This is a genomic window from Pseudoalteromonas sp., assembly GCF_018402495.1.
Lineage (GTDB): Bacteria > Pseudomonadota > Gammaproteobacteria > Enterobacterales > Alteromonadaceae > Pseudoalteromonas.
On record NZ_JAGYIU010000002.1, the window covers coordinates 225265 to 248346 of the forward strand.

General features: G+C 40.7%; 19 protein-coding genes. 12 read left to right on the forward strand and 7 right to left on the reverse strand.

From position 1 onward, the window contains the following. Positions 1-41: 41 nt before the first annotated feature. Complete coding sequence (locus KG708_RS06570; RefSeq protein ID WP_213608643.1) at positions 42-2282, forward strand: EAL domain-containing protein; 2241 nt, start codon at positions 42-44, stop codon at positions 2280-2282. Here the strand turns inward: KG708_RS06570 and KG708_RS06575 are convergent. Together KG708_RS06575 and yeiP are read right to left on the reverse strand one after the other, a co-directional pair. After that, entirely contained in the window at positions 2279-2473 is a 195-nt protein-coding gene (locus KG708_RS06575) for a hypothetical protein (RefSeq protein WP_213609367.1), read from the reverse strand. The genes KG708_RS06570 and KG708_RS06575 overlap by 4 nt on opposite strands. Positions 2474-2674: 201 nt before the next feature. Further along, a complete protein-coding gene (yeiP, locus tag KG708_RS06580; protein ID WP_213608644.1) occupies positions 2675-3247 on the reverse strand; it encodes an elongation factor P-like protein YeiP in 573 nt (190 codons plus the stop codon). A 193-nt stretch (positions 3248-3440) separates the two neighbouring features. On the opposite strand from yeiP, the gene KG708_RS06585 reads away from it, so the two are divergent. Beyond that, positions 3441-3827: an MmcQ/YjbR family DNA-binding protein gene (locus KG708_RS06585; protein WP_213608645.1), complete on the forward strand. Its 387-nt coding sequence runs from the start codon at positions 3441-3443 to the stop codon at positions 3825-3827. A 110-nt stretch (positions 3828-3937) separates the two neighbouring features. Here the strand turns inward: KG708_RS06585 and fadJ are convergent, their stop codons facing one another. Both fadJ and fadI read right to left on the reverse strand, forming a co-directional pair. After that, positions 3938-6130, reverse strand: coding sequence for a fatty acid oxidation complex subunit alpha FadJ (fadJ, locus tag KG708_RS06590; RefSeq protein WP_213608646.1), 2193 nt, complete (start codon positions 6128-6130; stop codon positions 3938-3940). Continuing rightward, complete coding sequence (gene fadI, locus KG708_RS06595) at positions 6130-7440, reverse strand: acetyl-CoA C-acyltransferase FadI (RefSeq protein WP_213608647.1); 1311 nt, start codon at positions 7438-7440, stop codon at positions 6130-6132. The genes fadJ and fadI overlap by 1 nt, the downstream gene beginning before the upstream one ends. Positions 7441-7771: 331 nt before the next feature. On the opposite strand from fadI, the gene KG708_RS06600 reads away from it, so the two are divergent. From KG708_RS06600 to KG708_RS06635, 8 genes are read left to right on the forward strand one after another with little or no spacing between them, the layout of a single operon-like run. Beyond that, positions 7772-8728 (forward strand): MoxR family ATPase, encoded by a 957-nt coding sequence (locus KG708_RS06600; protein ID WP_013464508.1) that lies wholly within the window; start codon positions 7772-7774, stop codon positions 8726-8728. Between the two features lie 3 nt (positions 8729-8731). Beyond that, complete coding sequence (locus tag KG708_RS06605; protein ID WP_213608648.1) at positions 8732-9676, forward strand: DUF58 domain-containing protein; 945 nt, start codon at positions 8732-8734, stop codon at positions 9674-9676. Positions 9677-9679: 3 nt separating this feature from the next. After that, a complete protein-coding gene (locus tag KG708_RS06610; RefSeq protein ID WP_213608649.1) occupies positions 9680-10114 on the forward strand; it encodes a DUF4381 domain-containing protein in 435 nt (144 codons plus the stop codon). Continuing rightward, positions 10107-11090 carry a VWA domain-containing protein gene (locus tag KG708_RS06615; RefSeq protein ID WP_213608650.1) on the forward strand — a complete coding sequence of 328 codons (984 nt, stop codon included), beginning with the start codon at positions 10107-10109 and terminating at the stop codon, positions 11088-11090. Before KG708_RS06610 ends, KG708_RS06615 begins: the two co-directional genes overlap by 8 nt. After that, complete coding sequence (locus tag KG708_RS06620) at positions 11090-12982, forward strand: VWA domain-containing protein (protein ID WP_213608651.1); 1893 nt, start codon at positions 11090-11092, stop codon at positions 12980-12982. Before KG708_RS06615 ends, KG708_RS06620 begins: the two co-directional genes overlap by 1 nt. Further along, the gene (locus KG708_RS06625; protein ID WP_213608652.1) at positions 12976-14622 is read left to right on the forward strand and encodes a BatD family protein; all 1647 of its coding nucleotides are present in this window, start codon (positions 12976-12978) and stop codon (positions 14620-14622) included. Before KG708_RS06620 ends, KG708_RS06625 begins: the two co-directional genes overlap by 7 nt. Positions 14623-14676: 54 nt before the next feature. After that, positions 14677-15234 carry a sigma-70 family RNA polymerase sigma factor gene (locus KG708_RS06630; RefSeq protein WP_213608653.1) on the forward strand — a complete coding sequence of 186 codons (558 nt, stop codon included), beginning with the start codon at positions 14677-14679 and terminating at the stop codon, positions 15232-15234. Further along, positions 15234-15986, forward strand: coding sequence for a DUF3379 family protein (locus KG708_RS06635; protein WP_213608654.1), 753 nt, complete (start codon positions 15234-15236; stop codon positions 15984-15986). The genes KG708_RS06630 and KG708_RS06635 overlap by 1 nt, the downstream gene beginning before the upstream one ends. 150 nt (positions 15987-16136) lie before the next feature. Here KG708_RS06635 and KG708_RS06640 read toward each other — a convergent pair whose 3' ends face one another. Continuing rightward, the gene (locus KG708_RS06640; protein ID WP_008464755.1) at positions 16137-17327 is read right to left on the reverse strand and encodes an amino acid aminotransferase; all 1191 of its coding nucleotides are present in this window, start codon (positions 17325-17327) and stop codon (positions 16137-16139) included. Positions 17328-17405: 78 nt separating this feature from the next. Beyond that, positions 17406-18065, reverse strand: coding sequence for a GAF domain-containing protein (locus KG708_RS06645; protein ID WP_213608655.1), 660 nt, complete (start codon positions 18063-18065; stop codon positions 17406-17408). A gap of 160 nt (positions 18066-18225) precedes the next feature. On the opposite strand from KG708_RS06645, the gene KG708_RS06650 reads away from it, so the two are divergent. Beyond that, on the forward strand, positions 18226-18555 hold the full coding sequence (locus KG708_RS06650) for a stress response translation initiation inhibitor YciH (RefSeq protein WP_213608656.1): 330 nt from the start codon (positions 18226-18228) through the stop codon (positions 18553-18555). Positions 18556-18567: 12 nt separating this feature from the next. On the opposite strand, the gene KG708_RS06655 is transcribed toward KG708_RS06650, so the two are convergent. Continuing rightward, the gene (locus tag KG708_RS06655) at positions 18568-21570 is read right to left on the reverse strand and encodes an EAL domain-containing protein (RefSeq protein ID WP_213608657.1); all 3003 of its coding nucleotides are present in this window, start codon (positions 21568-21570) and stop codon (positions 18568-18570) included. Positions 21571-21923: 353 nt separating this feature from the next. On the opposite strand from KG708_RS06655, the gene KG708_RS06660 reads away from it, so the two are divergent. After that, positions 21924-23081 (forward strand): chorismate mutase, encoded by a 1158-nt coding sequence (locus KG708_RS06660; protein ID WP_213608658.1) that lies wholly within the window; start codon positions 21924-21926, stop codon positions 23079-23081. The last annotated feature ends 1 nt before the right edge of the window (position 23082 follow it).

The window sequence follows — 23082 nt, forward strand, 5'->3', positions numbered from 1 at the left end:
CGCTTGATTTAGATTGTCTTTTGTAAAAAAGAAGTAAGACAATGAACAAAATAAAAATAATAAAAAACAGTCTATTGTTGGCCACTTTGGCCACAGCCCACTACGCTAGTGCATTTGATTCATCGTATAGCTTGAATTTAACTGCGCTACTCGTTAGCGTGAGCGCAATAATGTCGTTAGTTGTGGTTTACTTGTTAACGATTGTTCACACGCTCAAGCGCTCACACTCTCAATTACAGCTTTCTGAAAAACGCTTAAAAAGTACCGTAGAGGGCAGTGGTGACACTCTATGGGACTGGAATATAAAAACCGGTAAGGTTATTCGTATTAACGATAAATACGTAATGAATAGTAATAATTTAGTGGAATTTCCACCGAATAAGAGCTTGATCCATCCTCACGATTTAACCCATGTTGATTACTTATTAAAAAAACACTTTGCCGAAGAAAGTACCTTTTTTGAAGCCTCATATCGCATTAAAGACAGTTTTGGTAAGTGGAATTGGGTGCTCGACCGCGGAAAAATTATTGAAAAAGACGCGAACCTAAGCCCACTGCGAATGACTGGTACTGTCAGAGATATTTCGCAGTTAAAATCAACGGAAGATCGGCTTAATTTATTTGCAAAATGTGTTGAGTCACTCACTGATGCGCTCGCTATTTATGATAAAGATTTTAGGCTTGTTGATGTTAACCCAAGCTTTTTAACTTTGTTTGGTGGCGTACGCGAACAATATCTAAAAAAAGAATTTCATTTAGCTGGCTACAACAAAAGCTACATCGAAACTATCAAAGAGACTGTTCGAAAACATGAGCACATTCAACAAGAAGTAAAACTACGTAATAGCGACCATGCTTTACTGCCTTTTGAAATTTCAATAGACGAAATCAAAAATGCGCAAAATCAAATAACCAATTATGTGGTGGTGTATTCAGATTTAACCGAACGTAAAAAGACCGAGTCTGAGCTAAATAATCTATCAAATCGCGATCGTATTACCAGCTTACCTAATCGTAATTTGTTTTTTTCTGACTTAAAGAAACTCGCAAAACAACATTCGCATCATGCCTTGTTAGTCTTCGATTTAGATAATTTTAAAAAAATAAATGACTCCTTAGGGCATCAACTAGGTGATAGTCTATTGGCGAAACTGGCTACGCGTTTAAATAAACTCACCCGTGAAAATGACGTATTTTATCGTCTCGGCGGCGATGAATTTGCGCTTGTCATGTCAAACACCAATGATATTCACATAATTACCCGCATGGCTAAACAATTTTTAGCCGCCATAGCCACCCCATTTAAAATGGCTGGCCATGAGCTTGCAATCACCTCAAGTGTAGGTATTGTTCTGTTTCCAGAAGATGGCAATACCCCTGAAATATTGTTAAAAAATGCCGATACTGCGATGTACCATGCTAAAAAGAAAGGTAACAGCTACCTATTTTTTAATGACACCATGAATCGCCAAGCAGTAAAACGATTGCAAATAGAAAACCTAATGCGCTTTGGTTTAAAAGAAGATCATTTTGAGGTGTATTACCAACCTAAAATGAATATTCGTACTGGCAAACTTGCCGGTATGGAAGCATTGGTACGTTTTATTACTCCAAAAAAAGGAGTGATTAGTCCAGGTGTATTTATTCCAATTGCTGAAGAAACCGGACAAATTATTGAAATTGGTGAAGTGGTTTTAAACAAGGCATGCCGTGATGTAAAACAATGGTTAGACGATGGTTTATTTAACGCCCGCGTTGCTGTTAACTTATCAGCAAAACAGTTTAGCCTACCTGATTTAACAACGCGTATTGATGTGATTTTGCAAAAAAATGAACTCCCTTCGTACTTTTTAGAGCTTGAGATCACTGAGGGAACCGTAATGGATGACCCACAAGAAGCGATTGCTATTATGCGCTCTTTGAGTGCCCGTGGAATACATTTAGCAATGGATGACTTTGGCACAGGGTATTCTTCACTGGCGTATTTAAAACAATTTCCGCTTAATACGCTCAAAATTGATAAAGCCTTTATTGATGATATGAAAACAGAGCGAGGTCGCAATATGGTTGACTCTATCGTCACTATTGCACATAACCTTGATTTACATGTGGTTGCTGAAGGAGTGGAACAAGCGTCGCAAATAAACACTCTTGAAGAGTTAAACTGCGAAACACTGCAGGGTTATTACTACTCTAAACCACTCTCAAAAGATGAATTTACTGCGTTTTTAAAACAACAACAAAGCCAATCAAAACTCAGTTTAATTAGAGCGACCAGTTAAGCACGCCATAGACACGCATTTACACCTATATTGCGTATCAATGCACGTCGATAATGCATATTAAACAAGCACCAAGCAACAGGACCAAACACGCCACCTAAAAATAACCAACGTTTTACAGGCATTCCTTTTTTAATCGTTTCTAAATACATAAGTGCGATAAACACACAGCTAAGTATAATAAATAACACCGCCACCTCAACCTGCACAAAAATAAGACAAGTATAATAGCCGTAAATTGACTAAATTTAAAGCAACACATTACAGTAACCCATAATTTTGAGGGAGTAAATCAAGCGCTAGCTGCGTTAAAGCTTAAACCTAAGCGCTGGTTTTTCAGATATAAAAAAGCCGAGCAACTTAAAAGCTCGGCTACATAAATTGATGTCTGATTATTTTTCAGCACGGCCCATAAACTTATGCTCTACAGTATTAATACGGATACGATCGCCCGTAGAAATATGCTCTGGCACTTGAATAGTTAAGCCGGTTGATAAACGAGCAGGCTTAGAACGCGCACTCGCTGAAGCACCTTTAATTGAAGGGTCTGTTTCTTCAACTACAAGCTCAACACTTGAAGGCAGATCAAGCCCAACTGGCGCACCATCAATCACAATAACGTGCACACCTTGGGTCTCTTCGTTAACAAACTGAATTTCTTCAGCTATCGCGTCTTTAGCCAGGTTATAAGGCGTATAATCTTCGTTATCCATAAAGACGTACTCATCGCCATCAATGTACGACAACATGGCTTCACGACGGGTTAAATCCGCAAGGTTAAGCATGTCGCTGTCTTTGAATGTCTCGTCAACTTTACTACCTGTTACCACATCGTATAAACGCATACGATATAAGCTACCACCAGCACGACCTTGCGGTACAGAGCGTACAATATCTTTTACTACTAATACACGACCATTAAACTCAATAGCCGTCCCTTTTTTAACATCACTCGCCTTTGGCATGGGTGAATTCCTATTGTTTTTTTGATTGCCAGAAACATACCACGAAACTAATTTTGTTCAACAATAAAGTGATATCATTAGCCTATAACTTCGTATTGACTTACAAATATGTCATTTAGACTAAAATACGTATTATGTTGTAGCAAAAAACTGCTATGGTTGAACTATCGATTATGACCTCAAGGAATGGCTCATGAACCAACAAAGTGTACATACCTATTTAATGAACAAGCCGTTAGTTAAACTAACGCAACCTTTTGCTAAAGATGCTGATGTGTATAAAGTAAATCATAAAATGTTTGCCACTCTTGCACCTAGCAATGAGGGCGACACTGACGAGAATGGCGAACCCATTTGGTGGCTAAATTTAAAATGTGATCCTGATGAAGCGCAATCATTACGAGATATTTTTCCCGCCATTGTCCCTGGTTATCATATGAACAAACGCCTGTGGAATACTGTGATTTTAGATGGCACTGTGCCACAGGGTGAAATTGAGCGGATGATTGATAATTCGTTTAATTTGGTGGTCGACAACATGCCTGATAAAGATAAAAAGGCCATTGAGGCACTACTATAAATAAGCGTCCAGAACGCAACTTTACTAATTCGCTTAATTAAGTATTATTGTTGATTATCGAACACAAAAAAACCGCATAATTTGCGGCTTTTTTATGTTAACTCAAAACATTAATCCTTCTGTTCAGTCGTCTCATTTGGAGCGTCAGTTGATTTATCATCACCTTGCTCTAACTCCACTTCAGCTTTATTAGCGGCTGTTGTGTAAAACTTATCGCCCTTGTCAGCCATTGTAAGTAAAGTTTCACAAGGTGTAAAAATAGCGTTGCTGTTAGCCAGAGTAGACATATCAGAGCTTATTTTACCTGCGCCTAATTTATCCATATAGCTAAACGGGCCACCTAAGAACGGTGGGAAACCAATACCAAAAATAGCACCAATATCACCATCACGCGGGCTGGCAATAATACCGTCATCTAAACAGCGAACGGCCTCATTAAGCATTTGTGAGATACAACGCTTAGCAATTTCGTTTTTATTTAAACGTGGAGCTGGGGTTACACCTAGTAGCTCATAGACTGACTCATCAACCTTTTTGCCTTTCTTGTCGTATTCATAAAAACCACGACCCGTTTTACGGCCTAAGCGTTTTGAATCAATCATGCGCGAGAAAGCATCGGGGCCTTTAAAACGCTCACCGAGTTCTTTTTCAAGAATTGGCGCGATTTTAGAACCAATATCAATACCTACTTCATCAAGCAGTGCCAACGGCCCTACTGGAAAACCAAACTCAACTAAGGCTGCGTCAATTTTTTCAATTGGCTCACCGCCAAGCATTAAGTTTGCCGCTTCATTCAGGTATGGCGCTAAAATACGGTTTACGTAAAAACCGGCCATGTCTTTTACCACAATTGGCGTTTTACCTTGCTTACGCGCAAAGTTAACTACACGAGCAATGGTTTCTTTTGAGGTGCCTTCGTGAGGAATAATTTCTACCAGTGGCATTTTCTCTACTGGTGAAAAGTAATGTAAACCAATTACATTTTCAGGACGCGCTGCTTTAGCTGCAATTTGCGAAATAGGTAATGATGAGGTATTACTGGCAAAAATGGTGTTTGCTTGGCAATGCTGCTCTATATCAGCAACCATACCTTGCTTAAGCTCTAAATCTTCAAATACGGCTTCTATTACTAAATCTATGTGTTTAAAGCCGCTGTAATCAGTGGTGCCGGTAATACGGTTCATCGTTAACTGCATATCAGCTTTAGACATAATACGGCGCTTAAGACGCTTATCTAAAATTTTGTATGTGTAGTTCATGGCATTACTTATGCCCTGCTCTGCCACATCTTTAATACGCACTGGTAATTTAGCTTTAACCGCACTCACATGGGCAATACCTGCGCCCATTAAGCCACCACCTAACACGGCAGTTTTACTAATCGCAGCAGCGTCATCATTGCGCCATTCTTTTTTCATTTCAGTGGTTGCAAAGAAAATACCGCGCAGCGCTTTAGACTCATCACTCATTACCAGTGTGGCAAACCCTTCGGCTTCGGTTTTATACGCTTTCATTTCATCAAGCTCTACGCTTGCACGAACCGCTTTAATAATCGCAAGCGGCGCAGGGTAATGACCACCGGTTTTTTTAAGAACGTTTTCTTTGGCTTTTTTAAAGATAAAGTTACGACCAAACGGATTTGACTCCAATAACTGACTGATTTTATCAAGTTTAGGCTCTTTGGCTTGTGGCTTTTTCTTCGCAGCAAACTCTTTAGCAACCTTTAACAACACACTTTGTGGCACGCAATCATCAAGTACACCGGCTTTTTTAGCTTGTTTAGGACGGATTTGCTTACCGGTTAGCATCCACTCAAGAGCTTTTTGAATGCCCACTATTTTAGTTAAGCGCTGCGTACCGCCACCACCGGGTAATAAACCTAGCTGTACTTCTGGTAGACCAATTTTAGTTATATCGCTATCGGTACCTACGCGGTAATCACAGGCTAAGGCAAACTCTAAACCGCCACCAAGCGCGGGGCCATGAATGGCACTCACGGTGGTATACGGTAGCTTTTTCATATCAAAAAATGCCTGATGGCACAATTCGCTGATAGCTAATGCATCTTCACGCTTTTGCACGCTATCAAGCATTTTAACATCGGCACCAGCAATAAAGTTATCGCTTTTGCCACTAATAAACACCATGCCCTTAACCGCATGCTCTTTCGCTTGTGCTAATAATGCTTTTAAATCATCAGCAAAGCTATCTCGCAGGGTGTTCATTTTCTCACCCGGCACATCAATGGTTACCACGGCTATTTTGTTATCATCAACCGTTAAATTAAATACTGACTTTGTCATTACGCACTCTCCAATACAAAGGCTGCACCCAAGCCACCCGCAGCACATGCTGTTGTTAATGCTAAACCACCACCGCGGCGCTTAAGCTCATACAAGCTTTGTGTAATTAAACGCGCGCCGGTTGCAGCAAATGGGTGACCATATGCAAGCGAGCCGCCGTTCACGTTAAACTTATCCATGTTAATTTCACCTATGGCCTTATTACGCCCTAGATGCTCTTGTGCAAATTTATCTGAGGCAAACATTTTCATATTCGCTAAGGCTTGCGATGCAAACGCTTCATGCATTTCAATCAGATCTAAATCTGCTAAGGTTATACCGGCTCTATCAAGCGCGATAGGCGTTGAATGCGCCGGCCCCATCAGCATGTCTTTTTCCACGCCAATGGCTGAAAACGCAAAACTGCGCACGTAACCTAAAATTTCATAACCCAGTGCTTTGGCTTTGCTTTCGCTCATCATTAACACTGCGGCTGCGCCATCGGTTAATGGGGTTGCATTGGCAGCAGTGACTGAGCCGTGTTGACGGTCAAATACCGGCTTAAGCTTGGCGTAACCTTCAACCGTTGAGTTTTTACGAATATTGTTATCTTCTTCAATAAAACTTTTATAAGGCGGTAAATGCGCCGTCATTACTTCATCTTTAAGCTTACCATCAGCCCAGGCTTGAGTTGCCAGTGAGTGAGAACGATGTGCTAAAGCATCTTGATCTTCACGGCTAATGTTATGGGTTTTAGCCATTTGCTCGGCTGTTTGCCCCATTGATAACCCCGTTGAATACTCAGCAACCGCTGGCGGCACTGGCAATAAATCTTTTAAGCGTAGTTTTGAGAATATTTTTAAACGCTGACCAAACGTACGGGCTTTGTTTAAATCAACTAAGCTACCCGCTAATTTTTTACTTACACCAATTGGCAATACAGACGATGAATCGGCACCACCGGCAATACCTACGCTTACAGAGCCTGCCATAATTGATTCGGCAACGTTTGCTATCGCTTGAAAGCTCGTTGCACAAGCACGCGATACAGAGTACGCATCAACCGATACTGGCATCCCCGTACCTAATACAATTTCACGTGCAATATTGGGCGCTTCTGGCATTTGTACTACTTGCCCAAAAACCAATTGATCGATTTCTGACTTGTCGAAATTTAATCGCTCAAGCATTTCATTAACTACTAGCTTCCCCATATCCAACGCTGGTACATGGTGGAACGCAGTCGCTTGCTTAGCAAAAGGAGTACGTAGGCCGCTTACAATGGCAATACGGTCGCCTTTTGGTGTTTTTAGTATGTTTTGCTCAGACATTTATTATTCTCTCCCGCTGACAGGTCAGACCTGTGTGTTTTCTCCGATTCTAAACAACCCGTGTGATAAAGCCAATAGATAAAGATAAATTAATACAAAAGCGCCATTGTAAATCACTACATATATTACATGAGGGTAATACAATAGGCTTTTTTAGCCGGTTTTACAAAGTTTTATGGTAGGCTAAAAAATCGTTAAAAAATAACGAACTATTTTTAAAAAATTAGTCTAACTCTTGAGTTATCCACTTATAAACCTTATAACTAGCTCAGTATTTGTTACCTACACCAATTTAGGTATTATTTAAGCTGACGAGGACAGTCCACTTATTATGGCAGCTAACGCATTTTCACAATTAAAAACGTATTTAGACACCCAAATTATTGGCCAGCCTGCGCTCACTCAAGCACTATTAATTGCTATTTTAGCCGATGGTCATTTATTAGTTGAAGGCCCACCGGGGCTTGCAAAAACACGCGCTGTTAATGCCTTAGCAAAAGGTATTGAAGGCTCGTTTCAGCGTGTTCAGTTTACCCCAGATTTATTACCAGCCGATGTGACCGGCACCGATATTTATCGCCAACAAACCAGTGAGTTTGTGTTTGAAAAAGGCCCTTTATTTCATAACCTTATTTTAGCGGACGAAATAAACCGAGCACCAGCAAAAGTACAATCGGCATTATTAGAAGCAATGGCCGAGCGCCAAGTCACGGTGGGCAAAAACACCTATCCACTCAGTGACCTGTTTTTAGTGATGGCAACACAAAATCCGCTTGAGCAAGAAGGTACTTACCCGCTACCAGAAGCGCAATTAGACCGCTTTTTAATGCACCTAAGTATTAATTACCCAGGTGCTGAGCATGAGCTTGATATTTTACGTTTGACCCGTGGTGAAGCACTTAACGATGAAGCCCCAGTGCTTGAGCAAATTTCACAACCCGATTTATTTGCTGCGCGAAAAGCAATTTTAGGTCTGTATTTGGCCGAGCCATTAGAGCAGTACCTAGTGCAACTGATCATAGCCACTCGAGAAGGTGCAAACTTAGATGAGCAACTTGGCCGCTGGATTGAATACGGCGCCAGCCCACGTGCCACGATTGCTTTGGATAAATGTGCCCGCGCTCATGCGTGGTTAAGTGGTCGTGATTTTGTATCACCTGACGATATACAAGCTGTGGTACATAATGTATTGCGCCATCGCATTATTCTAAGTTACGAAGCACAAGCCGATGGTATTACAAAAGATCAGGTTATTAGCCGTATTGTTGAACTAGTCGCAGTACCTTAAGTTATGCAAACACACTTTGATTCTCAGGCATGGTTTAAATTAAGCCATAGCCATGGTGTTAATTTATCGCTTAAAGAGCTGATGTATTATAAAGCAAAAGCGCAACTGCTTGAGCTGGCACCTAAAGTTAGAATAAAAAACACCTTGGCGGGGCAATACCTTGCGCCCCACAAAGGCCGAGGTATGGAATTTGCCGAAGTGCGTCATTATCAAAACGGTGACGATATACGCTCTATTGATTGGCGCGTTACCGCACGCACCGGCGAAACCCACACTAAACTTTTTCAAGAGGAAAAAGAGCGCCCGGTATTTGTGTTTACTGACTTTTCAAACTCAATGCTATTTGGCTCGCAATTACTGTTAAAATCGGTGCAAGCGGCACATATTAGCGCCTTAGTTGCGTGGTCAGCGTGTCAGCGTGGCGACAGAATTGGCGGTATTGTGTTTAATCAGCACTCGCATTTAGAGCTAAAACCCAGCGCTCGTGAAAAAGCGGTATTAAAACTATGCCATAATTTATGCGATGCGCATCAGCTGGCTCTTGAAAACATTGATAAGCCGGCCGCGAATAATTTTAGCGATAACCTCAAACGTTTAAATCACTTAGCTAAGCCCGGTAGTTTGGTTTATATCGTGTCTGATTTTAACGCCTTGGATGACGCCAGCTTTAAGCAACTTGAACTTTTAGCGCGTCATTGTGAACTGATTGGGTGTCATATTAGCGACCCCTTTGAACATCAATTACCTGCTTTTAAACAAACGGTAACCGTCAGTGCTAATAATCAGCAATTTGCCCTGCCCTTAATGAACAAGAGCTTTAGACAACGATTTGCCAAAAATGCTGAGCACGCATTTAGCGCCCGTGTTCATCGTTTAACAAAGTCAGGACTGAATCTATTATCATTCGATGCAGCCAAAGCCCTCGAACTGCAATTAGTGAGAAAATAAATCATGCAAACCTCTCCACTTGATGGTCTACACGATATTATTGCTCCCACCCAAGTCGACTGGTGGCCGCTAGCCCCTGCTTGGTGGGTTGTTATTGCAATTGCTGTGTGTTTATTGTGTAGCTTGATTGTCATAATTTATAAAAATTATCGCTTTAAAAAGCCAAAACGTGATGCCATTGCATTAGCCACTCAACACCAATCAGCGCAGCAATTACATATCATTTTAAAGCGTTTAGTGATCACCTATTACGAACCGCGTTTAGCCGCGCAATCAACAACGCATTGGTGCAACACATTAAACCAACTTTCAGCTATTGGCTTTACAGAAGAAGAAATTTTAAGCCTATATAACGCTAATCAAACACAGGCAGCCCTCAGTGATAAATTTCGCCAAGCCATTAAACAATTTAAACTAAAGGAGCCGCTGCATGTTTGAATTTAGCTGGCCATGGCTGTTTTTATTACTGCCACTGCCTTTAGTATTGTTACTATTAAAACCCGCTGCCAATGATGCCAACACGCGTCTGCGCATTCCAAGTTTTGCATCACATAATTTAAGCAATCAAAGCATAGAGCCAAGTGCGCGTAAATTGAATATTATCGAGTGGTTGCTGTGGTTATTATTAGTGACCGCATCAGCAAATCCAACGTGGTTAGATGAGCCCATATCGCTACCCAACGAAGGCCGCGATATAATGCTCGCTGTGGATTTGTCAGGGTCAATGACCGAACAAGACATGGCTTACAATGGCCAATATGTTGACCGTTTAACTATGGTCAAAGCAGTGCTAAGTGACTTTATAGAGCAGCGCCAAGGCGACAGACTCGGCCTTATATTATTTGGTGATACCGCTTTTTTACAAACCCCATTGACGCGTGATGTAAAAACCGTCAGTCAAATGCTCTCTGAGGCGCAAATTGGTTTAGTAGGACGCGCCACGGCGATTGGTGACGCTTTAGGTTTATCGGTTAAGCGCTTTGCCAGTAAAAAAGAAAGTAACCGTATTGTAGTGTTACTAACCGATGGACAAAACACCGCGGGAAATTTGAACCCAGAAGATGCACTGTTACTTGCCCGTGAAGAAGGTATAAAAGTGTACACCATTGGAGTCGGTTCAGATAACCCGCGCGGCTTTAGTTTATTTAATATGGGCTCTGGGGGCAGTAACCTAGACGAGGGCTTATTGAAAAAAATTGCTGAGCAAACAGGTGGTTTGTATTTTAGGGCAAAAGATGTGGCTGGCCTGCAACAGATTTACGCTGAGCTTGATAAGCTTGAACCAATTAGTGCCGATGAGCAAACCTTTCGCCCACAAACTGCCTTGTTCTATTACCCGTTATTACTGGCCATTTTACTCATAAGTGCAGTGGCATTGATAAAAACGATGCGCGCAATGAAGGAGCCAAACTAATGGATTTTGAATTTATTCGTCCTGCTATTTTATGGCTGTTACTCCCTGCCTCAGGGTTATTTTTTATTGCCTTGCTAAAACATAAAAAAACCCAGTCAGCGCCGCTTATTGCGCCGCACTTGGCACCATTTGTAATGAGTGAATCAAACAATAAAGCTCGCCAGCCGCTGTGGTTGGTTGCGTTGTTTTGTAATTTAGCGATTATATTTAGTGCAGGACCAAGCTTTGAAGAAAAACAAGTACCCGTGTTTCAAAGTAAAAGTGCCCGCGTTATTGTTATGGATATGTCTTACTCTATGTACAGCACCGACATTGCCCCTAATCGATTAATGCAATCACGTTTTAAAGCGCTTGATATGGTTGAGCTATTTAAAGAAGGTGATACTGCGTTAGTTGCGTATGCAGGTACTGCCTACACTATTTCACCACTGACCAACGACGCGAAGACTCTTGCCAACCTTATTCCTAGTTTAAGCCCTGAAATTATGCCAGATAAAGGCTCAAACGTACTCGCTGGCTTAGATATGGCACAAGAGCTACTAAGCCAAGCCGGCTACCTCGATGGCGATATTATTTTGATCACCGATGGTATTGAACAACAAGAGCAAAGTGATGTGAGCCGTTTTACTAACGCTAGCCAATATCGACTTAATATTTACGGCGTAGGCACCGCGCAAGGAGCCCCTATAAAGTTACCTGAAGGCGGATTTTTAAAAGATAATTATGGTCAAATTGTAGTGCCAACACTTAACACTTCTTTACTTGAAGGACTTGCAAAAAATAGTGGTGGTCAATATGCCAATTACCAACCAAGCAATAATGACATTGCCGTTTTTTCGCCGCAAGCAAATAGCGAAGTGCTAAAAAGTGAAAAACCCAATTTAGCGCTATGGCGCATCGACGCCGGTATTTATGGCTTGCTTATTTTACTGCCTTTAGCTTTGTATTTATTTAGACGATCTGCATTAGTTAGCGCAGTGCTATTACTAAGCTTTTTACCTCAGCAAAATGTGCATGCCGCAGAGCTGCCAACCCTGTTTAAAAATACCGATCAACGGGCATTAGATGCATACAATAACAAAGCGTATCAACAAGCAGCTCAGGCTCGCTCAAGCGCCCTCAAAGGGGCTGCTCTTTATCAGCAAGGGCAATTTGATGCTGCCTTGAATGAGTTTAGCCAAGATAAATCAGCAACCGGTTATTATAACTATGGCAACGCCTTAGCTAAAGCGGGGCAACTAGAAGCCGCCATTGACGCGTATAAACAAGCGCAAGCAAAGCAAGATAACTTTAGTGAAGCCGCTGAAAATCAAGCACTTGTTGAGCAGTTACTGAATCAACAGCAAGATCAACAAAATCAGCAAGGTAATGATTCGCAAAATCAAGATCAGCAAAGTCAAGAGGATGCAGAAAAATCAAAACAAGATCAGCAAAAAAATGGCGAGAAAAACAACGCAGATAAAAGCGAAGAGGACAGCCAAAGCACTGAGCAGCAATCGGATCAGCCCTCGGAACAATCAAAAGATCAGCAAGGCCAATCTGGTGAGCAATCAGATAAACAAAATGAGCCTGACATGCAAGCTCAGTCACAAAGCCAACAAAATGAAAATAAAGACGAGAATACACCGCAGCAAGATGAGCCGCAAAATCAACCTAATGAAATGAGTGAGCAACCGCCCTCTGATGAGCAAAAACAGCAGGCACAGCAACAAGCCATGCAGGCACAAGCCGCTGAGCTCACTAATGAAGAAAAAGAAAAAGCACAGCAACTAAATCAGTTATTAAGAAAAGTGCCCGACGATCCCGCTATTTTATTAAGAAACAAGATGCAATTAGAAGCCCAAAAAAGACAATATCAACGCCGTCCAACAGGAGTAGAAAAATCATGGTAATGCGATTATTTTGCTGTTTATTGCTATTAACTGCCATGCCATTAATGGCCGCCACCACTTTGGAGGCAAGCGTTGATAAAAACCCAGTATTAGCGGGTGAATTTTTTATGCTTAATATTAGCATTGATGATTCAATAAAAGGGCAACAACCCGACACCTCAGCGTTATTAAACGATTTTGTAGTCGGCCCGATGAGCTTAAGTAGTAGCACTAACATTATTAATGGCAGTATAAAAAAGCAAACCACTTGGTCAGTTAAACTGATGACCCGCAAGGCTGGCGAATACACCATTCCCAGTTTTAATGTCGCAGGACTGAGCACAAAACCGATTGTTCTATCAGTAAAAGAGCGCAGTAGCGATACCGATAAAAATAATGATATATTTTTAAAAACCTCGCTCTCAAATAATAGCTTATTTGTACAAGAGGCCGGTGTTTACACTATTAAACTTTACTTAGCCAAAGAGCTTCTTGATGGCAGCTTAAGTGCGCCAAGTATGGAAGATGCCCAACTTACCCAACTCGGTAAACAAAGCGAAGATTATGAACTGGTTAACGGTAAACGTTATTTAGTGATCACCCGTAATTATTTAATTCAGCCCCAAAAAAGTGGCGCCTACACTATTGCAGCGCCCGTTTTTCAGGGGCGTATTCAGCAAAACTATCGCCAATTGGAAGTGTCAGCGCTTGGCGATGAGCAGCAAATTGAAATTAAACCTATCCCTGAAAACTATCAAGGAGACTGGTTACCCAGTGAACTGGTGAGCTTAACCGAGCAATGGCAGCCAGAGGATAATACCGTTGAAGCCGGTACGCCGATAACACGTACAATTATGCTTACCGTCTTAGGGGTGACTAAAGAGCAGTTACCCGAAATTGATATGCCTACTATTAATGGTATTCGCAGCTACCCTGATGAAAAAGAAACCAATAATGCGGTACGCGATGGCCGAGTGGTATCACAGCAAACGGCCTCGTATGCGCTACTGCCACAAACATCTGGCACTTACACATTGCCTGAAATTAGCCTGCCTTGGTATAACACCAAAATGAATCGAATTAGTTACGCGACCTTACCTGAGCGCACTATTACAGTAACACCCAGTACAACAGCGCCAGTGCAAACGCTTAATCCGCCAGCTGAAAACAATCTAAATAACACTATGGCAGAGTCAACGGAGCAAGCAGTTACAGTGCAACAGCAAACTGCCACACCACTGTGGCTAATTATTGTGGCCGCACTTGGTTATGTTTTATGGATTGCGACGGTGATTTTTTACTTTATTAAACGCCCAACTAAAGAAGTGCAACAAGCGGCTCAAACAAGTAATAAAACAAATCAACAACCACATTTAAAAGCCCTGTTGCTATTCGCTAAAAGCCATGACGAAAAAGCATTTTACGATGCGCTTAATCAGTATGCGCTAACCCTTACAGGTATAAAGGTAGGGGCCTTATCCCATTTATGCGCTATGATAAACAACTCAGAGTTCACCGCGCAGGTAAACAATTTACAAGCACAGTTGTACAGTAAGCAAACGGCTAGCGCCAACTTAGACGCTATAGTTAGCATGTTAAAGGCACATCAATCGCAAACAGCTAAGCCATCATCACCTGCGTTAAAAGAGCTGTATTCTTGATCACAATTGTATTTTGCTTTTTTGGCCTATAATAATTTTAATTAAAAAATGCTTATGTTTGGAAATAAAAAATCGAATGATCAGGTCTTACTAAATATGGCTGAAAAGCAACAACGCTACGAAGCTCTGGTTCACGTTTATCATAAGGAACTCTATCGCTTCGCTTACTGGTTATGTAACGATCCGAATATTGCCGATGATTTAGTACAAGAAACTTTTTTGCGGGCTTGGCGATCACTTGATTCGTTAATAGACCAAAAAGCGGCTAAGCCATGGTTATTAACCATTTTAAGGCGTGAAAATGCAAGGCGCTTTGAGCGCAAGCAATTTGATTACAGTGATGTAGACAACGACACGCTAGTAGATCAAACCAGTCACTCTTTAGATGATGAAATGGAGCAAACCGTTATTCAACGGCAAATTTCGTTGTTGGCCGATGAGTACAAAGAGCCTCTACTTTTACAAGTGGTTATGGGCTGCTCCGGGGATGAAATTGCAAGCATACTCGATTTAAACAAAAATACCGTGATGACTCGTTTGTTTCGAGCTAAAAATCAACTTAAAGAGGCACTAAGCCGTGATGATGAACAACTTAAAGGAGCATCAAAGTAATGGATGAACTTGAGTTTCGTCGCCGCACGATTGCACAGCCAAATGAGCTAGACAAAGAACTACTGGAATTTGCAAATAGCAGTCCCGATAGGCAAGCGTTTTTAAATGAACACAAAGCATTTGATAAGCAACTAAATGATGCGCTTGATATTGCTGTGCCTGATAATCTTGCTGAACGGATTATTTTAAACACCTCGTTAAAAGAAAAAGCCAGAAAAGATGATCTTGAACAAAAAAGCAATGTAGTTGATTCACGCTCACGCTTTAAGTTTTACCGCATCTATTTAGCATTAGCAGCCTCGTTTGTAATTGCTGTGAGTGCATTTATGTTTAGCTCAGAGCAAAACTTGAATCATGCAGCTGGCGAGCATGCGTTAGCACATGTTTATCATGAACTAAACGCGTTAAATAAAACCCAGCCGATCAGCTTGCAAACTGTCAACGAAAAGCTGGCTTTACTTGGCGGTCAACTTAATGATTTACCTGGGAAAGTTACTTATGTTAACTTTTGCGATTTTCAAGGCGAGAAAGGCATCCATTTAGTGTTTGCATCGGACTTTGGGCCCATAACAGTATTTATTGTCCCTAGTGATAATAAAGTCTTTGAAATTGGCTCGGGTGAGTTTAGTGATGCACGTTATGCAGGCCATATAAGCCGAGGAAAGCAAGCAGACACCGTACTAATTGCAAACCTTGGTTCACCGGTGGATGTGTACAGCGAGCGTATTGCAGGTGCCATTCGCTGGCTGTAGTACCAATTTGCATAAATATTTGAACAATTTAACAAATTAAACTCCCCTATATCTAAGCAGATTGATATAAGGAAATGGGTATTACAAACAATAAAAAACCGCAACGAGTGTGCGGTTTTTTATTGCTATTAAGCTAAAACTTATTATTGGTTACTTACACACATCAGCAACCGCGTTAGCAAAGTAATCGATGTTTGCTTGACTAATACCCGCTACGTTTACACGGCTAGAGCCCACAATATAAATACCGTAGTCTTTTTGTAGACGCTCGATTTGCTCTTTATTAATACCCAAGAAAGAGAACATACCGTGTTGGCGGTCTATAAATGAGAAGTCTTGAGCAATGTCTTTGGCTGCAAGGCTGTCTTTAATTAAACTACGTAAACCATTAATACGGTTACGCATTTCATCTAGTTCACTGTGCCATAACTGCGTTAACTCTGTGCTGCTTAAAATGGTGTTTACAATGTCTGCACCGTGCGCTGGCGGCATAGAATAAATGCTACGTACCACACTTAATAATACCGAGTTTGAAATATCAGCGGTTGCACTGTCTTTTGCAATAATTGAACACGCACCAATACGCTCACGGTATAAGCCAAAGTTTTTAGAACATGATGAACAAATGATCAACTCTTCAACCGCATTGGCTAAAATACGTAAACCATTCGCATCTTCTTCTAAAGAAGAACCAAAACCTTGGTATGCAATATCAATCAATGGCGTAAAGCCCACATCTTTTGCAAGTTCAGCAATGGTATTCCATTGTGTTTCGTTTAAATCCATACCACTTGGGTTGTGACAACATGCATGTAATAACACAACATCGCCCTTAGGCACCTGTGTTAATGTTTCAACCATTTCATCAAACAATAAATCTTTGTTTTCGTAGTCGTAGTATGGGTATTCTTTAACAGTTAAGCCTGCAGCTTCAAATAAGCTAATGTGGTTAGCCCACGTTGGGTTAGTAACCCATACAGTAGCGCCTGGGTTACAACGTACAATAAATTCTGCTGCAACACGAAGTGCGCCTGTACCACCAGGTGCTTGTGCTGTGCGTACGCGATTAGCTAATAATGCTGGGTGCTCACCAAGAAGAAGATTTTCCATTTGTTGACAGTAATCTAAGTTACCAGCAAGACCAATGTAAGATTTGCTCATTTCATTTTCTAAACGAAACGCTTCTGCTTTTTTTACTGACTTTAATACCGGGGTATTCCCCTGCTCGTCTTTATATACACCAACCCCTAAGTCAATCTTATTAGGGTTAGTATCTTGCTTATAGGCCGCCATAAGGCCAAGAATAGGGTCTGTTGGTAATGGTTTTAATACTGAGAACATTGACTATCTCTTCGTTATTTAGGGGTTAGCTGTTGCGCTAAGCTTAACATAAAAACTCACTCGATTGACCAGTGTTATTTACACTAAAAAGTGAGGAATTTTAATACAGCATGCAATTAATAATGCGAGTGTCGCATTATCAAAAAAATCCGTGCTAAAGGCTTCACCATCGACAATGCCAATGCACTGCTTTTGCGCATTAAATAGTGGTAAACAGGCCTCTGCTTTTACTTTCGGATCGCAGGTGTAATACTCACCACCCGCGGCTAAATATTGCTCAATATTATTAATGACACGTCCTTTACCACTGAGTGCCACTTGCACATTATTACTACCGGTTGCAAATTCAGCGGTGAGCGGAAATAAAGGGCGACTCGGTGCACCAAAATAAGCGAGCTTTAATAACTGCTTACCTTCATCCGTGTCGGTATTTTGATAAATGCCATACCAATCTAACTGAGTTTTTTCAATTACATAGTCAACAATTAATTGAAGTTGTGCGAGCTTTGCTGTTGTTTGCGTATTTTGACTAACATACTCGTTTAATTTAAACGGCTCATCCTGCAAGTAACCAAATAAGCTACATGCTCCCCCCTCACCTAGCTCAGGAATTTGATACTGCCAACGTACAACCGGTGCCGCGTTACTGTTTAGATAATGTTCGAGCTTTTCTAGTTCAGTGTTAATTAACTGTTGCTCAACATTTAACTGAGCGTGTTCTAAGTAAGAATTAATCATTTGGCCATCCAAACATCTACAATGCCAAAATACTAGCATGGATATTTTTAGAGTGCTAGCAAATTTGAAGTGCTTTTTAAAAACATAAAAATTACGTCTTTGCCTCACAAATTTGTTATTATTTATTGCAACATTATATCCAATTTTAAATAGGTTAATTATGAGTGATAGTCACTTAGTGTATTCCACTGCAACGGGGCGAATTGACCAGCCAAAGCCAGAAAAAGAACTCGATATAAAATTATTTAAAGACGGCTCTATCCGTATAGAACGTCAAACCAAAGGCCGAAAAGGTAAAGGCGTTATGTTAGTTGTAGGGGTAGATCCACAACAACACGATTTAAAAAAATTAGCAAAAACAATAAAAAGTAAGATGGGCCAAGGCGGCGCAGTAAAAGAGGGCGTTATTGAAGTACAAGGTGATGATCGCGATAAATTAAAAGCGATTTTAGAAGGGTTAAAATTCAAAGTAAAAATTGCGGGTGGTTAGCCCGCAATTGGCCTATTCAATAGTTTTTAGCGACGCTAATTGGTCAAATAATGCGGGGATATCAGCTTCTGATACGGGCTTACTAAAGTAATACCCTTGCACAATAAAACAATTATTATTTTGCAAAAATTCAACCTGCTCTATCGTTTCAACCCCTTCAGCAACCACATCAAGCTTCAGCTTTTGTGCCATCGCAATAATCGCTGCTGTGATCTCCATATCATTATCATCTTCAGGAATATCTTTAACAAACGAGCGGTCAATTTTAAGAATATCAACAGGAAAACGTTTAAGGTAACTCAACGAAGAATAGCCTGTACCAAAATCGTCAATAGAAATTGAAATACCCAGCTTTTTCAATTGATGTAACTGATCAATAGCCGCCTCAACATTACCCATTAGCATGCTCTCAGTAAGTTCAAGGTGCAGGCTTTTAGCATTAATTTGCGTCTCTATGATTATTTTTTTCAGCATAGGTACTAAGCTTGCGTCTTTAAACTGCCTTGCTGACAGGTTTATCGACATGTTACTCGCTCTACCTTGTTGCTCTAGTCGTTTAGTGAACTCACACGCTTGTTGTAATACCCACTTACCAAGTTCCACAATTAAACCGGTTGCCTCAGCAATAGGAATAAACTTGGTAGGTGGAATAAACCCTTGGGTAGGATGGAACCAGCGAAGCAAAGCTTCATACCCCACTACACTATTATCGCGACAATCAACTTGTGGCTGATAATGCAGTGTGAGTTGCTTTTCTTTAATTGCGTGGCGCAACTCATTTTCAAGGAATAATCGCTCATTGGCGGCTGCATTTAGATCTTGGCTGTAAAAGTGGAACGTATTACGCCCTTTCGCTTTTGCTTCATACATGGCTAAATCGGCATGTTTTAATAACTGATCTTCTTCTAGGCTATCAAATGGCGCCAAAGTAATACCAATACTGGCACTAACAATGACTTCGTTACTGCCTAATTTTATTGGCTGGTTTAACGTTTTTTGAATCGTGTCAGCGACTTCCGATGCTTCTTTTTGATGCTCAATACCGCTCAGTAATACCGCAAACTCATCGCCCCCTAAACGGGCTATAGTATCCTCTGCTCGTAAGCGTTGCTTTAAACGTGTCGCCACTTCAACCAATAACTGATCACCTGCATCATGCCCTAAAGTATCGTTAATGCGCTTGAACTCATCAAGGTCGAAATAAAATAAAGCAAACGAGTAACGTCCTCTTTCTGCAAGTGCCATTGACTTTCTAAGTTGCATTCTGAAAAATGTACGATTGGCAAGCCCAGTTAGTGTATCGAAGTAAGCAAGCTGCTCCATTTTTCGTTGGCTTTCTTTGACGAATGAAATGTCTTGTGCTGAAGCCACATAACTGGTTATTTTACCGCCATCTTCGCGAATAGGTGACACACTTAGCGATACCCATATTGGCGGCTTGTTTTGTGCTTCAATAAGCGTATCCCCTCGCCAATAATTGCGGCTACGCAAATCACTGTCAATATCTTCTACTAGCATACTCATTTCATTAGCAATAATAGTCAGAAGTGGCTGGCGCAGAAAATCACTTTCTGTAAAGTCAGTCATTTCCAACATTTTTGGATTAACGTATTCAATCACAAAGTTTTCATCGGTGATCACCACACCAGTTCCTGAAAAGGCAACCGCTTTAGACAAACGATTAGCTGCCTTTTCTGCAGTTTCTTTTTCTACTATGCGCTGATTTAATCCATCGATGAGTTTGCGAATTTCAACGGTCATGTCTTTGAATGAACCATTAAGCGTGCCAATTTCATCTTTGTTTTCTTTAGGAAAATCAATTTCTAACTGCCCTCGACCAAAATGAGTCACTGCATAAACCAATGAATGAAGACGTCTTAATACAAGTTGATAAAGTGCTTGGTGTAGTAATAAAGCAACTAAAATGGCATAAAGAATAAACAGTCCAAAAAACTTAAGCTTTAAATCTTTAAGTGCTGACAATGTTGAAGAGCGCTTTTTATATACACCTACATACCAATTTATACCTTCAACTTTGTGGATATTTATAATGTAGTCTTCATTATTTAATGAGAATGAGTCGGCATACTCAGGCAATTTCATTTGTCCTACGTTATCAATAACTTGCTTTAATTCAGGGGAAATAAAATCCTCTGGCAGTATTTTTTTCCCCGCTTCGCCATATTTTTTATAACTATCGGCCCCTAAATTAGGATGCGCTAATAGCTGCCCTTGCTTATCAAACACCACTAAGTGCTTTTCTTTTCCGCCGATGGGTAGTTGCGATATGAGAGAGTTGAGTGAAACATCACTGCCGGTCACGCCTAAAAACTCATCGTTTCTATAAACAGGTACAATTAAACTCACTACCCACTTATTCCAGACCTTGTCGTAGTACACTCTAGACCACTGAGCTTGACGCGCAGGGTTAGTTAACGATTTGGCGTAGTTAAAACTTTCACTGTGATTAAATGTGTAATCTCCAGGTATAGTGAGTGCCCAGTTTGGTGGCGCAACACGAATAAAGTTATCTTTAGTAATAAGATAAAAATTATAGAAGTCTTGAATTAGCGTAGGAGAGAGCACTTTCCAAAGCGACTCGGAGTCTGCAATCAATTGTTTATAAAAAGGGGAATAGGCATTTTCGGGTATAAACGCGGCAGATAGCCCATCGGCAGACGCGCTGCGCACTGAACCATCATTTGTAAGTTGCATTGTGGGTGCTTTATCATTTTTAAATGACAGTTGCCCTGCAAATAATTGCTCACTAACCACAATATTAGCTTGCTCTGCAATTTTCACTTTGGTCGCTATCAGGTTATTAAATTGCTTTATTAATAGCTCATTTGATTGCTTTAATACTTCATGATCTTCAAAAACCAGCTGTTTTTCTTCTGACTTGAGCATTAAGGTAGCCGCGCAAATCCCTGCGACTAAACAAATGCAAGAGATCAATAGCGATAGCTTTACGCTAAGTGAATTTATTCCAAAGCGTGATGGAGGGCGTCGATACACAAATGTCAGCCTTATTATTTTTTATTATTTTTACTAATAACAGAAATATACCAGATATAAATTAAAGTTTATAAATTATTTGTAAACTTTTAAAAAATAGCCTTATTTTCCATAAAAAATTTTAAAACATTGAATACCGCTAAGTGATTGTTGACATTATTAGTAAGTCTCCATACATTAGGGTAATGAGCATATATATTTCACTTAACTTCCCAGCTTTTTTTCACTTCTTTATGTAGAAGAGGCTGAGCTGTTTGTGAGATAAAATCAACGAATAGTAAAGCCTCCCAACTGGGAGGCTTTTTTGTTTATGCTGTTAATCACAGCAATTATTTTGGAATGAGGAAAACCAAATGAGCAACGATGTTTTAGACACTCTTAGGCACGATATAAATGAAATCGATTCCGACCTACTGGTGTTATTAGCAAAGCGACGCCGTATTAGCCATGGTGTTGTTGAATATAAAATAGCGAATAACAAACCAATTCGTGATGAAGCACGTGAATTAGCATTACTCGAAAAATTAATCGGTTATGGTAAATCCCTCGGTTTGGATGCCTATTATGTTAATAATGTTTTTCAAACTATTTTGGAGGACTCTGTATTACATCAACAAGCCATGTTACAAAAAAACCTCAATCCTGATGCGCTAAGTGAAACGCACCGCGTTACCTACTTAGGCGGACAGGGCTCATACAGTCAACTTGCATGTCATAAGTACTTTAGCCGCAGGCCTGGTAAACTGGTTGAAATTGGCTGTAGTTCTTTTGATGAGATCACCGCTAAAGTAGAAAAGGGCCAAGCTGACTTTGGCTTGTTGCCGATTGAAAACACCAGCTCGGGCAGTATTAATGAAGTATTTGATTTACTGCAACATGCGCAGGTTTCTATTGTGGGGGAAGTCACTCACAGTGTAGAGCATTGTTTATTAGCCCCCCCTGGCACAGAGCTTAGCCAGTTAACTAAGGTATTTGCTCATCCGCAACCGTTTGCTCAATGTAGCCGTTTTTTACAAGGGCTTGGCGAGTTACAGCATGAAACCTGCGATTCAACATCGAGTGCATTAAAATCAGCACTTGAAACACCAAACAGCGGGGCTATTGGATCTGCACAAGCAGGTAAAAATGTTGGGCTGGAAGTCATTAAAGCCAATCTTGCTAATCAAAAAGAAAACCATAGTCGTTTTATTGTGGTTGCACGCAAACCACTGCATGTATCTAAACAAATCCCCACTAAAACCAGTTTAATTATGGCAACCAAGCAGCAAGCAGGCTCACTCGCTGATGCGTTGATGATTTTTAAACAGCACAATATAAACCTAGTAAAATTAGAGTCTCGTCCAGTGCCGGGTAATCCTTGGGAAGAAGTATTTTATGTAGATTTAGAAGCCAACCTAGCTGATAGCCATGTTAAGCAGGCCTTAGAAGAGCTTAAAGCGCATACCCAATACGCACGCGTATTGGGCTGTTATCAAAGCGAATCACTGCAAGCGGTTAGCGTACAAAGCTAAG